This is a genomic window from Scytonema sp. HK-05, from assembly GCF_963872035.1.
Lineage (GTDB): Bacteria > Cyanobacteriota > Cyanobacteriia > Cyanobacteriales > Nostocaceae > Kalymmatonema.
This window is the reverse complement of the sequence record NZ_CAWMYC010000147.1, coordinates 57696-71603: the sequence shown is the minus strand read 5'-3', so window position 1 is coordinate 71603 and position 13908 is coordinate 57696. Positions and strand designations below refer to the sequence as shown.

At 45.5% G+C, this 13908-nt stretch carries 11 protein-coding genes and 1 pseudogene; 8 read left to right on the top strand and 4 right to left on the bottom strand.

Translation table 11 applies throughout. The features are described from left to right. Positions 1–22: 22 nt before the first annotated feature. Positions 23–1752 (top strand): annotated as a pseudogene (locus AACT52_RS41610) (tetratricopeptide repeat protein); the annotation flags it as partial. Positions 1753–2378: 626 nt separating this feature from the next. Here the strand turns inward: AACT52_RS41610 and AACT52_RS33655 are convergent. Next, complete coding sequence (locus AACT52_RS33655) at positions 2379–2531, bottom strand: hypothetical protein (protein WP_339375017.1); 153 nt, start codon at positions 2529–2531, stop codon at positions 2379–2381. Between the two features lie 314 nt (positions 2532–2845). Here AACT52_RS33655 and AACT52_RS33650 point away from each other — a divergent pair, with 314 nt between their 5' ends. The 3 genes from AACT52_RS33650 (at position 2846) to AACT52_RS33640 (ending at position 5875) form a co-directional block, all read left to right on the top strand. After that, the gene (locus AACT52_RS33650; RefSeq protein WP_445263939.1) at positions 2846–3004 is read left to right on the top strand and encodes a type II toxin-antitoxin system HicB family antitoxin; all 159 of its coding nucleotides are present in this window, start codon (positions 2846–2848) and stop codon (positions 3002–3004) included. 488 nt (positions 3005–3492) lie between these two features. After that, the gene (locus tag AACT52_RS33645; RefSeq protein ID WP_083630055.1) at positions 3493–4866 is read left to right on the top strand and encodes a sulfatase; all 1374 of its coding nucleotides are present in this window, start codon (positions 3493–3495) and stop codon (positions 4864–4866) included. A gap of 13 nt (positions 4867–4879) precedes the next feature. Further along, positions 4880–5875 carry a formylglycine-generating enzyme family protein gene (locus tag AACT52_RS33640; protein WP_083630053.1) on the top strand — a complete coding sequence of 332 codons (996 nt, stop codon included), beginning with the start codon at positions 4880–4882 and terminating at the stop codon, positions 5873–5875. 218 nt (positions 5876–6093) lie between these two features. Here AACT52_RS33640 and AACT52_RS33635 read toward each other — a convergent pair whose 3' ends face one another. After that, positions 6094–6789: a PD-(D/E)XK nuclease family protein gene (locus AACT52_RS33635; protein ID WP_073628151.1), complete on the bottom strand. Its 696-nt coding sequence runs from the start codon at positions 6787–6789 to the stop codon at positions 6094–6096. Between the two features lie 343 nt (positions 6790–7132). Between AACT52_RS33635 and AACT52_RS33630 the strand changes: the two genes are divergently transcribed. Beyond that, positions 7133–7624, top strand: coding sequence for a hypothetical protein (locus tag AACT52_RS33630; protein ID WP_083630051.1), 492 nt, complete (start codon positions 7133–7135; stop codon positions 7622–7624). Positions 7625–7802: 178 nt separating this feature from the next. Here the strand turns inward: AACT52_RS33630 and AACT52_RS33625 are convergent, their stop codons facing one another. Then, positions 7803–7976 carry a hypothetical protein gene (locus AACT52_RS33625; protein WP_158054526.1) on the bottom strand — a complete coding sequence of 58 codons (174 nt, stop codon included), beginning with the start codon at positions 7974–7976 and terminating at the stop codon, positions 7803–7805. Between the two features lie 160 nt (positions 7977–8136). Here AACT52_RS33625 and AACT52_RS33620 point away from each other — a divergent pair, with 160 nt between their 5' ends. The 3 genes from AACT52_RS33620 (at position 8137) to AACT52_RS33610 (ending at position 12355) form a co-directional block, all read left to right on the top strand. Continuing rightward, positions 8137–9489 carry a histidine phosphatase family protein gene (locus AACT52_RS33620; protein WP_073628147.1) on the top strand — a complete coding sequence of 451 codons (1353 nt, stop codon included), beginning with the start codon at positions 8137–8139 and terminating at the stop codon, positions 9487–9489. A gap of 133 nt (positions 9490–9622) precedes the next feature. Further along, positions 9623–10912, top strand: a complete 1290-nt coding sequence (locus AACT52_RS33615) for a dihydroorotase (RefSeq protein ID WP_073628145.1) — start codon at positions 9623–9625, stop codon at positions 10910–10912. 807 nt (positions 10913–11719) lie between these two features. Continuing rightward, positions 11720–12355 (top strand): restriction endonuclease subunit R, encoded by a 636-nt coding sequence (locus AACT52_RS33610; RefSeq protein WP_073628143.1) that lies wholly within the window; start codon positions 11720–11722, stop codon positions 12353–12355. On the opposite strand, the gene AACT52_RS33605 is transcribed toward AACT52_RS33610, so the two are convergent. Continuing rightward, entirely contained in the window at positions 12350–13861 is a 1512-nt protein-coding gene (locus AACT52_RS33605; protein WP_073628327.1) for a phytoene desaturase family protein, read from the bottom strand. The genes AACT52_RS33610 and AACT52_RS33605 overlap by 6 nt on opposite strands. Between the last annotated feature and the right edge of the window lie 47 nt (positions 13862–13908).

The window sequence follows — 13908 nt, the reverse complement described above, 5'->3', positions numbered from 1 at the left end:
TATTTTGGTTTATGCCAATTTAGCTTTGTCACCGTTTCACTCACAAGCGACGGAACGACTTCAAGCTATGGAAGAACAGGAAATTGAACTATGGATTAGTCGCCAAACTCTCAGGGAATATTTGGCACGGAAACAGGATTTATCTTTAGCAGAAATGTTGCGGCGGTTGGAGAAAAAGCGACTAGAGGAACGTTCTCTTTCTCAGTCCGCAGATGATATGACAGCACAGCAGGGTGTGCAAGCCGCCTTTGAGTTAAGTTGGCAGGAATTAGACAATACCGATAAGCAACTAGCGTGTTTACTGAGTTTATTTGCCCCTGCACCGATATCTTGGGAGTTGATAGAACTGTGCTTACCTGATGTAGATGTAGAGGAGTTAGAAGAAAGTCGGGATGATAAGCTGATCAATTTGCATTTGCTACAGCGTAAGGAAAAGGGAATTTATCAACTGCATCCACTGCTGCGGGAATTTTTTCAAGCGAAGTTGACAGAATTAGATCCCCCCAACCCCCCTTATCAAGGGGGGCAGTTAGATTCCCCCCTTTTTAAGGGGGGGCAAGGGGGGGATCTCAAACAAGCTTTTGCCACAGCAATGATAGCAGTCGCCAAGCAAATTCCTCAAACCCCTACCCGTGAACAAATTACCGTTATTTCCCCCGTCATACCTCATCTGGCAGAAGTCGCCAAGAATCTTATTCAATATGTCACCGATGAAGATTTAATTTGGGCTTTCTTCGGTAATGCTTCATTTTACAATGATCAGGCAGCACCTTGGTATGGCGACGCCTGCTCTTAGATGAACATCCCCATGTCGCAACTAGCCTCAACAACCTGGCGTTACTTTACCATTCCCAACGAAGATACGCAGAAGCTGAACCACTGTACCAACAAGCTTTGGAACTATGGCGACGCCTGCTCTTAGATGAACATCCCGATGTCGCAACTAGCCTCAACAACCTGGCAGAACTCTACCGTTCCCAAGGAAGATACACAGAAGCTGAAGCGTTGAACCAACAAGCATTGGAACTAAGGCGACGCCTGCTCTTAGATGAACATCCTGATGTCGCACAAAGCGTCAGCAACTTGGGGGAACTCTACCACTCCCAAGGAAGATACACAGAAGCTGAAGCGTTGAACCAACAAGCTTTGGAACTAAGGCGACGCCTGCTCTTAGAGGAACATCCGTATGTCGCACTCAGCCTCAACAACCTGGCAGAACTCTACCGTTCCCAAGGAAGATACACAGAAGCTGAAGCGTTGAACCAACAAGCTTTGGAACTAAGGCGACGCCTGCTCTTAGAGGAACATCCGTATGTCGCACTCAGCCTCAACAACCTGGCAGAACTCTACCGTTCCCAAGGAAGATACACAGAAGCAGAACCTTTGTACCAACAAGCATTGGAACTAAGGCGACGCCTGCTCTTAGATGAACATCCCGATGTCGCATTTAGCCTCAACAACCTGGCGGGACTCTACCGTTCCCAAGGAAGATACACAGAAGCAGAACCTTTGTACCAACAAGCATTGGAACTAAGGCGACGCCTGCTCTTAGATGAACATCCCGATGTCGCATTTAGCCTCAACAACCTGGCGGGACTCTACCGTTCCCAAGGAAGATACACCGAAGCTGAACCTTTGTACAAACAAGCTTTAGAAATTCGTGAGCAACGGTTAGGGGTAAATCATCCCCACACTGTCACTGTTCGTGAAAATTTGGCAAATCTTCGCACTCAATTGGCTTCAGAGCAGTAAAATTCAAGTTCTCAGCTTCAAAAATGATATCACAGCAATTCTCGTTTGGATGCAGACGCTTTGACCCCACCCCTGACCCCTCCCCCTCCGGGTATCTCCTGAGCCCTTCGGGCACGGCTTGAGGCCGAACGGAGACGCTACGCGAACGCCAGTCGCCTACGGCGGGAAACCCGCCTGCAGCGCTGGACTCACCGCAAGCGAGGAGGGGAAAATATTCCCCCTCTCTGCCTTGCGGAGAGGGGGTTAGGGGGTGAGGTTCCGAGTGTATCGCAACGAAGAGAGAACCGCGATATATAAAATTTAACTTTTTAGCCTCAACCATGAAGCTCTAATCTCGAAGTTCCGAGTTCCAAGCACGAAGTTCCGTGTTCCAAGCACCAAGTTCCGAGTTCCAAGCACGAAGTTCCATGTTCCAAGCACGAAGTTCCATGTTCCAAGCACGAAGTTCCGAGTTCCAAGCACCAAGTTCCGAGTTCTGAAGCTGAAGTTCCGAGTTCCAAGCACCAAGTTCCGAGTTTCAAGCTTGAATGATGGTGTTACACACGCGATCGCCCACCTAAAACTATCAAACCACGAGCATGCGATCGCCCAAGGGGGAGTGGCTGAGTCCTACGGAGCCGTTAGGCTTACGCCAATCGCTTTATTGCTGCTACAGTTCTGTTGCTACTAGGCGATCGCTCATGATATTTAAGAGTAGGGTTGGCTGCTGCTCGATAAATTTTCTGCATATCTCGGCAAATCTTGGTATTCTTGCCGAGATTTTTCCGGAAATTGTGCATATGTACGTGTATAATATAAATACGCTTGATTAGTGCGGGATCTCATAGCTTACTGGGCGTGAAAACCTTGAAATACTTAGCACGAACTAATTACAAAAAATTGAATATTTTTTAAGTCTCGTACTTGAAATTCGTTTCAGTATCTCTAACTGGGGATTAGTGGTCAAAGAACCACCAGCTACGAAGCAAGGGAACCAAGCTTCCAAGCGCTTCTAATCGAGCGAACTTATACCGTGGAGTTGAGCTTGCCCATATTTACGGACTAATGCCCAGATATGCTTCGGTTTTTAGAAGCGGTTAAGTTAAGGCAAATTATGAAGATAAAAGTCGTATTAGAACCCAGTGATGAAGGTGGATACACCGTTTATGTGCCTTCGCTTCCAGGCTGCATTAGTGAAGGGGAAACTCTCGAAGAAGCAGTCTTACAATATCCAAGAGGCAATAGAACTTTATCTTCAACCTTAGGAGGATAAATAATACCATTTTTCCATAAAAATGAGCTAAAGTAGCCCGCGTAGGCGGGCTTTGTTTGTGTAGCCCCAGTCTTCTAGACTGTGGGACGAATATTAAGCGATTTTTAGAGTTGTTATAAATGCGATCGCTGCGCTCACCTTAAATCCATCAAACCACGAGCATGCGATACTCGCAAAGGGAGCTGCCAGAGGCGATGCTGCAAAGCAGCCGCTACGCGATCGCACCCACCACCGCATCCTCACGGGCGATCGCCCACACAATTTATTGAAAAAAGACTTGCTTCATGCATCCTATATGTGCAATTATGTCTTCATTTGCCAAATAAATACTGTAAGTTTACCGATTTACCGTATTCAATGACAGAGATATCGCATTAATCAATTTTTAGCCAATCCGTCAAAAGTGTCCAACTAGTCGGAAGTTTCATCACTCAGACTTGGATGCCTATAACCAACGCGATCAAGACAGTAAGTGAGGAGTCAGATGCATGAATAAACGCAAACTGCAAGCAATTAGTCGTCGCCAGTTTGTGGGGACTGCAATTGCCAGTACAGTTTTGACATTGGGAGGTTCGAGCGTTTTTTCTGCTGTTGCTGCTAGACAAAAGCGTCCGAATGTGCTGTTCATTTTGACGGATGATTTGGGCTGGGGCGATATCAGTATTTATGGAAACACCTATCAAACGCCCAATTTAGACCAGTTGGCAAGGGAAGGAACCCGATTCACCAATGCCTATGCAGCGCAAACTGTTTGCACGCCAACACGGATTGGCTTCTTTACAGGTCGTTATCCAGCAAGATTGCCAGTTGGTCTTCAGGAACCCCTAGCTGGGGGCGAGACTATAGGATTACCGCCGGAACAGCCAACGATCGCTTCTCTTTTGAAAGGCAATGGTTATGAGACAGCGCTGGTTGGTAAATGGCACACTGGCTTTCTTCCCAACTACGGTCCACTCAAGAGTGGCTTTGACGAATTCTTTGGGAATTATAGTGGAGCGATCGACTACTTTACCCATAAGGATGGAAGTGGCAAACTTGACTTCTATGAAGGTGAAGAGCCAGTGGAAATACCAGGCTATGCCACAGACTTGTACACTGAGCGTGCTGTTGAATTCATCAAAAGACCCCGCAACAAGCCATTTTATCTCAGCCTTCATTACAATGCACCCCACTGGCCTTGGGAAGGACCAGAAGATGAAGAGTTAAGTAAAACTTTCTACAATTCAAATCCTTTCACTGCCGGAGGGTCAAAAGAAACCTATGCTGCAATACTGAAGAGCCTAGATGACGGAGTTGGTAAAGTCTTGCAAGCTTTGAAAGACTCTGGGCAAGCTGATAATACCATCGTCATTTTTGCCAGCGACAACGGTGGTGAGAGATACTCTGATATTGGACCTTTTCAAGGTAGAAAAAGCAGTTTGTATGAAGGTGGTTTGCGAGTCCCCACTTTTATCCGCTGGCCTGGAGTGATTAAACCAGAGCAAGTCAACAACCAAGCCATTATCACTCTGGACTTGACAGCAACAATTTTGGCAGCAACAGGTACTAAACCTGATCCAAACTATCCACTTGACGGTCAGAATTTGCTTCCAGTTCTTGTGGGCAAAAAACCTGTTTACCCTCGCACACTGTTCTGGCGCTACAAATCTAATGTCAGTGGGCGTGCTTCAGGACAGCTTCAAGCTGCTGTTCGTAGTGGGGATTGGAAGTACTTGCGGCAAGGAGAGAACGAATATCTGTTTAATCTTGCCAATGACGAAGGCGAAGAAACTGACCTCAAAGACGCATATCCCAAGGTGTTCCAGCAGTTGCGCGATCGCTTTGAGGAATGGAATGGGCAAGTACTGCCTTACCCAGCTTAAGGAAAAGCCATTCATGCAAGAACGTACAGTACGCCAAGAGGTATCATCCAGTAAATCTGACAGGCAAATCGCTGCCAAGCGTCCTGGTAAAGTACCTGATAGAGATATGGTCTGGATACCTGGCGGCACTTTTATGATGGGGTCTGACGACCATTACCCAGAAGAAGGTCCCGCTCATCTCGTCCGTGTCGATGGCTTTTGGATGGATCGCTACGCTGTCACGAACAAGCAATTCCAACGTTTTGTGAAAGCAACTGGCTACGTGACAGTGGCGGAACGTCCACCAAAGCCGGAAGATTATCCTGGAGCTATACCGGAACTGCTCGTACCAGGTTCAGCCGTCTTTCAGCAGCCCAAACATCGAGTGAATTTAGAAACTTGTAGCTGGTGGGTCTATGTGCCTGGTGCTAACTGGCGACATCCAGCAGGACCTGGAAGTTCTATCAAGGGGCGAGAGAATTATCCTGTCGTGCATATTGCCTATGAAGATGCTCTTGCTTATGCAGCTTGGGCAGGCAAATTGCTGCCGACAGAGGCACAATGGGAATTTGCTGCTCGCGGTGGGCTGGAAGGTGCTGTCTACACTTGGGGGAATGAATTTGCTCCCAAAGCCAAGCGGATGGCTAACACTTGGGAAGGCGAGTTCCCCTGGCAAAACTTAAAGCAGCGCTTTCCTGGGGCAGAACCTGTAGGCTCGTATCCTCCTAATGGGTATGGTCTGTACGAGATGATAGGCAACGTTTGGGAGTGGACAACTGATTGGTATCGAGACTCTCACCCGGAAAACAAGACAAAATCTTGCTGTATTCCAGTCAACCCCAGAGGCGGAACACAAGAAGAGAGTTTTGACCCAAATATACCGTCCCAAATACCTAGAAAGGTACTTAAGGGTGGTTCCTTCCTGTGTGCGCCCAACTACTGCCAACGTTATCGACCAGCGGCACGTCATCCAGAAACAATAGATACCTCAACGTGTCATATTGGATTTCGTTGTGTAGTCAATGTGTAGAGCCATAATTTAAGATGAACAAAGAACATAGAACACAGTAGTCATACCAATTCTTTGTAAAAAAAGCACTTTATCTTCCCTCAGTCTAGAAGACCTCTAGATTTTAAGGATTAGTGCATCCAACTTCTTGTTCCCAGGCTGAGCCTGGGAACGAGTTAAACGAGTTAGGGAGGCTCCGCCTCATTTTTTAAGAGCATCTTCAGGTCGAATTCCCTGCGTTACCAGCCCCAACCTTTTCTGCTTCGCCAATACTGGGCAACTCGTTCTTGCCACTGTTTCCAATATTCTTTCATCACTTCTGGTTCAAACCAAAATACCTCAGCTTCTCTGTCCGGTATCGCTACAACCAATAGTGCATGATTCACTTCAATATTATATTCTCGATAACACTCGTTAACTGCTCCTATGTAAGCTGTTAATTGTAGTGGATGTTCGTATAATCTCTCAATTGAACCTTTAGGTTTGTCTGCGGTTTTCCACTCGCAAATACAGGGAATTCCTTGATAACTAGCGACACAATCTACTTTGCCGGAATAGCTCATGTTGTAGTGAAAAACTGAGCCTTCTACAAGTTTCACTGTATCAATTTCTTCTAAAACAGGTTTGATACTTTCCCAATAAGCAACACTGCCTTCCGGACAAACAGGGTTTTCGCCAAGTAGAAAACGTTCAATTTGTTTGTGGGTTTGTGTTCCCCGACGACTCGCACCTGTTGTAATTCTCGTAGCTTCTTCTGTTCCAACACGCGCTTTCCAGTTTAATAACCTATCACGTTCCTCTTGTGGTTTGGTGGCGTTCAGTATTGTCGTGACACTCGGCAAGCGATTTCCTTGAGCGTCTACGTAGTATTGTTTACCATTTTCCCGCAAAGATTTGCCATTGATGCGAGGTAGCAGTTGGGTATTAAAGGGCATTGTATTTCGATGTCAAATGGTTCCTTTCTATATTTGAGCAATAGGTACGAGGCGATGCACCTTCGGGGCGCTAAGAGCGCGATCGCGCCGGCCGCGGGTACTGCGTGCCAACGCACTCTTAGCGCCCTTGGGGAAATTGGGCAAGCAAGACTGCCGAAGGCAAGCCTCAAACTAACCTACTTTGAAAACAAGTATGCTTAAAGGCATAATTCTCAAATTAGAGGAAAAATTTAGAAATATTTACTAAATTAAGAGTGGCTAGTAAAGTTTTCTTGATAGGAGACAACAAATTGAGCTAATACTGCTTTCAACTTGAGAAAGCGTATACTTCAATACGTTTTTTTTGTCTAGCACATTTTACACTAGAAATCAAAAAGCTTTATTGTATAATACCGACCAAAAAAATAACGCAGAGTTTTGGGGAAAAACAATGAACTATAAAGTATTCGCTGCTTTGGCTATAGCGGCAGCCATCCTTGGAATAGGAAGCAACGTTAACGCACAGTCTTCAGTTGCACCAAACTCAAATAGTAAGGATTACACAATTCGAGGAAATTCTTTAACTGGGATAAATAATAGAACAGCTGAGGATGATTTTGCAAGATTTTTTGCAGAAAGAAATTCTCCAAATAATGTTTCACAGCAAAATGTTGGAGAAAACATTTCTCCAGCTGATGCTTGGCAACTTGGCGATCAAGTCGAATTACGTCGCAGAGAACCAATCACAACTCCAAATAATGTGATTTTCCCACAAGGAGAGGATTCATTTTACAGTAATGACGGCGTGCAGGTGCAGATTGACTTAGATAACTTAGATAGAAATACAAGAAGGTAGCAATAATTCACTTTCACTCAGTTTTAACCAAAAGTTTTCCTAAAATTAGCCTAAAAATGCCAAAAACTCAAATTCCCTCCAGATTTTAGGGCTGCAACGCCCATAAACCTGGAGGGTTGTTCGTTTTGGGATTAATACACCGACTAGTACCGCAAGGCGGAAGTCATGCATTCAAAAGTCAAAAGTCAAAAGGCTGATTATGTGGGCTTTTCGCGCTATGAGTGAATGGTGAAGCAGCGCCCTTTGGAGGGTTTCCCGACAGCAGGCGACTGCTGTTCGCCGTCAGGCGTGCCGTGCCTCCTCCGGAGGACGCACGGTACAGGCGATAGCCGTGGCCGTACCCACTAGGCATACCCGAAGGGTAGCTTTATTTCCGCCGTCGTGTACTAGTGCCTTGTTTAGACTGATACGAGCCCATTTAATACGCCCTTTTACTTAGGTACTTTTGTCAACAGATAAATCTGCCTACGCTTTGCAGTAGAATTAGACCTTTAGATACAGGAGGGCAAAACGTGACTCGTGTAATTATCGTGCGCCACGGTCAAAGCAGCTATAACACCGAAAAGCGCATACAAGGACGTTCCGATGCGTCCACGTTAACTGAAAAAGGTCGTAGTGATTCTAGTAAAGTAGGCAAAGCCCTCAGTAATATCTTATTTAAGGCAATATACAGCAGCCCTCTGCAACGCGCTAAAGATACAGCAGATACCATCTATCATGAACTGGCAACTCATACTGAGCAATCTGCTGTTCCCCAAACTTCTGATAAGTTGCTGGAAATTGACCTGCCTTTATGGCAGGGAATGCTTACTGCCGAAGTAAAGGAGAAGTTTCCTGAAGACTACCGCACTTGGCAGGAAAGCCCCCAGCTGCTGCGGATGTCTGTCAAAGATGGTGAGCAAACAACAGAACATTTTCCTGTTCTAGCGTTGTACGAACAAGCGCGGCAATTTTGGCAAGAAGTTTTATCTCGCCATAAAGGCGAAACTATACTTATCGTGGGGCATAACGGTATCAATCGGGCTCTTTTGAGCACGGCGCTGGGAATTCCTCCACAACGCTACCATTCGATCCAACAATCTAACTGTAACGTTAGCGTACTCAATTTTTCTGGGGGATTAGAAGAACCAGTCCAACTAGAATCTCTCAATCAGACGCAACATTTGGGAGAAATTCTGCCTTCCTTGCGCCCAAATCACAACGGTGTAAGATTGTTGCTGGTGCGTCACGGAGAAACTGAGTGGAACCGCCAAACCAGATTTCAAGGGCAAATTGATGTTCCCCTCAACGACAATGGCAGACAGCAAGCGCAAAAAGCCGCTCAATTTCTTAAAGAGGTGGGAATTGATTTTGCCGTCAGTAGCACGATGCTGCGTCCCAAAGAAACAGCAGAAGTTATCTTGCAGTACCATACTGGTGTAAATTTGGAATTGCAGGATGGTTTAAGGGAAATTAGTCACGGACTTTGGGAAGGAAAATTAGAAAAAGAAATAGAGCAGGAATTTCCAGGAGAGTTGCATCGGTGGCGAACAGTACCGGCACAAGTCCAAATGCCAGAAGGAGAAAATTTGCAGCAAGTGTGGGAACGTAGTGTTGCAGCATGGCAATCAATTGTCCAAGCTGCATTGGCAAAGCAACTCAAAACCGGATTAGTCGTTGCTCATGACGCTACTAACAAAACCCTGCTTTGTCACGTTCTGGGTTTATCATCAGAACAGTTTTGGAATTTCCGTCAGGGGAATGGCGCAGTTAGTGTGATCGATTACCCATTGGGGCTAAGTGGTTTCCCAGTACTACAAGCAATGAATATCACGACTCACCTCGGTGGAGGCGTATTGGATAAGACAGCCGCCGGGGCGTTGTAGTGTCTAACAATTAGCTGTCAGCCTTTAGCCGATAGTTGATTCTAAGCTGAAAGTACACAAACGCACAGTTAAGAACATATAAAAGTTAAAAAGCTGATAGCTGATAGCTGATAGCTGATAGTCGGTAGCTAAAATGACAAGTGAACTGCTGCAACAAGTAAGGGTTATCGACCCTGTTTCTGGAACTGACCAAATCACTGATGTGCTAATTGATGATGGCTATATCAGGTCTGTTGCTAATCATATTTCTGATGTACCCAATGACACTCATATTAGAGATTGTCATGGCTTAGTTCTGGGACCAGGGTTGGTGGATTTGTACAGCCACTCCGGGGAACCAGGGTTTGAAGAACGCGAAACCCTCTTGTCCCTCTTACAAGCTGGTGCTGCTGGTGGCTTTACACGAATCAGTATCTTACCGGATACGTCCCCAGCCATCGATAACCCCGCTGTGGTAGTAAGCTTAAAAAATGAAGAAAAAAGAAAGAAGAAAGAAGAAATTCTTCCATCTTCTTTCTTACCTCTTCCTTCTTTGTACGTCTGGGGTGCAATTAGCCTAGATGTTGCTGGCAAGCAAATGACAGAATTAGTAGACTTGGCAGCAGTTGGGGTCGTTGGCTTTACCGACGGTCAACCTTGGGAAAATTTTGGGCTGGTACGTCGGGTGTTGGAATATCTCCAGCCTTTGAGCAAACCAGTCGCATTTTGGTGTTGCGATCGCGAATTGATCGGAAATGGGGTAATGCGCGAAGGTCCAGATGCGATTCGTTTAGGCTTGCCTTTTATACCTGCTAGCGCGGAAACTTCTGCGATCGCCGCTTTGTTGGAATTAGTCACCGCCACCAGTACGCCAGTACACATCATGCGTGTCTCCACTGCTCGTAGTGTCGAATTAATTGCATCAGCCAAAGCCAGAGGTGTACCTATTACTGCCAGTACCTCTTGGATGCATCTTTTACTTGACACGCAAGCAGTAAAAAGTTATAATACTAGCCTAAAACTGAATCCGCCCCTAGGCAATCCCAGTGACTTGGTAGCGTTACGGCAGGCAGTACGGACGGGTGTGATAGATGCTATAGCCATAGACCACACACCTTACACCTACGAAGAAAAAACCGTTGCCTTTGCCGAAGCACCACCAGGAGCAATTGGTTACGAGCTAGCATTACCCCTTTTGTGGCAGCATTTGGTAGAAACCGGAGAATTCACAGCTTTGGAATTGTGGAAAGCTCTGAGTATGAATCCAGCCAAATGTTTACAACAGAAAACGAGTACGCTTGCACCCGATCAAAAAGCGGAACTGGCTTTATTTGATCCCCAGCAAACCTGGAAAGTCGATAAGCAAAATCTGTATACACTTTCTAGCAATACATTTTGGTTGGGACAGCAATTAACAGGTCGGGTTGTGCAGACTTGGTGTTAGTTGATTTCAACAAAAAGTCTCCTGCAAAAGTCAATAAGAATGAAAATGAAACCACAGATGTAGACGCCGGAGGCGACTTCCCGGAGGGTACACAGATGCACATAGATAAATAACTAGTGTTCATCTGTGTGTATCTGTGGTTCTAAATATCTTTTTATGACTTTAGCAGCAAGTCTAACCAAAAACCCAGTTTCTTTTAAGCGAATAAGTTAACAAAAAATGGTTATCTCATACGACTTTTAGCCCAAACAGTGTTTTTGGGTGAGTAGCGCAATATCTAAGTCATCTCACGCAAAGAAAGCCTTTGCGGAGGAAGTACTTTTGTATGGAATTTGTAAGAAAATAAGTTTTAAAAGCAGACAAAATACAACTGTCAGCACCCCGCACTAAAGTGACGGGGCTTCATGCCCCAAATTTTAGTTAGCTGACCCGCTTAAGTTCTTAACTGAACTACGTTATTGGCAAGGTTAAAGTCCTACCTATGGATACAAAGCCAGTCTGTAGCTCTAGAACCGGATGGTTAAACAGTTTTACGAGGGGTAAGACAGTGCTGTCTGGATAGTACCGACCAATAACATTCTTCTTGGCTAACATTACTCCCGCAAGGGAAGGCTCATTTGAGCAAAAACCGTATGCGTACAGAGGGAAAAATTTCAGTTCGTAACTGCCCGAACGAAAGTAGATTGCAAAACTACACGGAATTGAGTACCTCCAAGGCGGTATGGTAACGGCAGAAAATGGTGTCCGTGTCGTGTTTCCTCCTTGGGCTAAAGCCACAAGGTTTCCACACTCGCGGGAAGTTTTTAGATGAGAATTCTTAACGCCCGCAATTTATCTCTAGAAGACGTTCAGCGTCTTTTAGGCTTTCAAGAACATTACAGCGACTCATTCATTCCACTGTTATCATTAGAACCTATAACAGAAGAGGAACAGCAGGAACTTGTGCAAATTCGGGATGACTTTCGGCGCTACCTTACAGCAGCTAAAGTTTCCAAAGGGCAAGTAAAGTTTCTTGTACTTGCTCCTTTGATGAGGTTGGCTGGCTTTTACCGCTACCCTATAGAGATTGTCCTAGAAGAGGACATAGCTGATATTGAAATTGAAGATGAAGATACAAAAATTAAAGGCAAGTTTGATATCTTAGCTGTTACCAAAGCTAAATATACAAAAGTTAATACATTTTTTTGGGTATTGTTGATTGAGTCTAAAAATACTCAGATTGATGTATCAACAGGATTGCCTCAACTGCTGACATACGCTTATAAAAGTTTAGAGCATCAAGAATCAGTTTGGGGTTTGACAACCAATGGCAGAAGTTATCAGTTTGTGAATATCCAGCAGGGACATTCTCCAACTTATCACGTGATGCCAGAATTAAATTTGATGGAAAGACAGCGTTCAATCCTGTTGCTACAAGTTCTCAAAGCAATTTGTCAGCTATAAGAGTGTATTCGCGCACAAAATGCCAGACGCTGCTACCGCAGGTACACCTATTCCTGGTGTAGTGCTATCACCCACGCGATACAAACCCCGTATCGGCGTGTGACATCCCGGAAACATCCCCTTACCCGCCTCAATAGCCGGACCATAACTTCCCCGGTACCTTCGTAGATAATAGGCATGAGTTAAGGGTGTGCCGATCAGTTCCAACACAACACGCTCTCTGATATCTGGGATAATCCGCTCTAGGGCACGATATAAACTTTGCGCTTTCTCGCGCTTTTTCTGTTCATACTCGGTGTTCCGTTCCCATCCCGCGTATGGTTCTAAGGTGTAGGCGTGAACCACATGATGTCCCTCTGGGGCAAGTGTTGCATCCCACACACTAGGAATCGATATCATGCAAGTATTTCCTGCTACTGTAATATCCTTGCTAGCGTCGTGAACTACGACGTGATGTCCTGTGAGATTTTCCAAGCCCTCGGCACGGATACCTAAATGTAAATGCATAAAGCTATCAACAATAGGTGTATCCAAAGCAGCTTTGCGGTAGGATGAGGGTAAATCATCGGGATGTAATAATTTGGTGTAAGTGTCCCAGATACTGGCATTAGAAATGACAATGGCCGCGTTGAGGATTTCACCGTTTGTCAACTGAACACCAACCACCTTACGTGGAGACGCGCCATGACGATGTAAAGACGCGCCATGGCGCGTCTCTACCAGAATTTGCTCGACATGGCATCCTAGGAGCAACTGACCGCCCCAACGTTCCAACCCACGCACCAAAGCCTTCACAATAGCCCCACTGCCGCCTACAGGATACTCAACAGAGGTACGAGAGCGTTCACCTAACATAAATGCTACCTCTGGCGCAATAGTGCCATGCGCCTTTAAACCAGACAGCAGAAAGCATTCCAAGTCGATCAGCCGCCTAACCCAAGGGTCTTGTACTGTTGCATCCATCACATTACCCACAGATGCCTGAACTAGGGGCAAATGAGGTAGCATCTTTAACAAAGATGGCAAATAACGTCCAACTAATACAGGAATCACCTGCCAATCTGCCCGCAAAGCCAAGGTAGGAATTCCTTTCATGGCGTCGTACAGTGGTAACAAACGCTCTTCAAACCGTTTGAATTCCTTAGCACCTTGGGGGGTAATTTTCGCTATTTCCTGACGGTAACGCTCAGCATTGCCATAAACACCGAAGGTGGTTTCGGGAAAATGGTAATGTCCAAAGGGGTCGTAAGGTACGGCTTCTAAGGATTCGCCCAAAACATCAAAAACTTGTTTGAGAGGATTCAAACTTTCGGCACTTGTCAGACCACAATAGAATGAGGGACCAGAATCAAATTCAAATCCCCGTCGTCTGAAGCTATGAGCAGCTCCTCCAGGTATTGTATGGCTTTCACAAACAATCACCCGCTTACCGTAACGAGCAAGTAATGCAGCAGCAGTTAACCCGCCGATACCACTACCGATAACAATGACATCACAAGAGCGCATTTTTGTCATTTGTCCTTTATTATTTGTTATTTGTCCTTTGTTGTTCG

What these genes read in the sequence shown, in the direction of transcription:
- AACT52_RS33645 (WP_083630055.1), top strand. Translation starts at nt 3,493, where the DNA reads ATGAATAAACGCAAACTGCAAGCAATTAGTCGTCGCCAGTTTGTGGGG.
- AACT52_RS33610 (WP_073628143.1), top strand. Translation starts at nt 11,720, where the DNA reads ATGAGAATTCTTAACGCCCGCAATTTATCTCTAGAAGACGTTCAGCGT.
- AACT52_RS33650 (WP_445263939.1), top strand. Translation starts at nt 2,846, where the DNA reads ATGAAGATAAAAGTCGTATTAGAACCCAGTGATGAAGGTGGATACACC.
- AACT52_RS33605 (WP_073628327.1), bottom strand. Translation starts at nt 13,861, where the DNA reads ATGCGCTCTTGTGATGTCATTGTTATCGGTAGTGGTATCGGCGGGTTA.
- AACT52_RS33615 (WP_073628145.1), top strand. Translation starts at nt 9,623, where the DNA reads ATGACAAGTGAACTGCTGCAACAAGTAAGGGTTATCGACCCTGTTTCT.
- AACT52_RS33625 (WP_158054526.1), bottom strand. Translation starts at nt 7,976, where the DNA reads ATGCCTAGTGGGTACGGCCACGGCTATCGCCTGTACCGTGCGTCCTCC.
- AACT52_RS33655 (WP_339375017.1), bottom strand. Translation starts at nt 2,531, where the DNA reads ATGCACAATTTCCGGAAAAATCTCGGCAAGAATACCAAGATTTGCCGA.
- AACT52_RS33635 (WP_073628151.1), bottom strand. Translation starts at nt 6,789, where the DNA reads ATGCCCTTTAATACCCAACTGCTACCTCGCATCAATGGCAAATCTTTG.
- AACT52_RS33640 (WP_083630053.1), top strand. Translation starts at nt 4,880, where the DNA reads ATGCAAGAACGTACAGTACGCCAAGAGGTATCATCCAGTAAATCTGAC.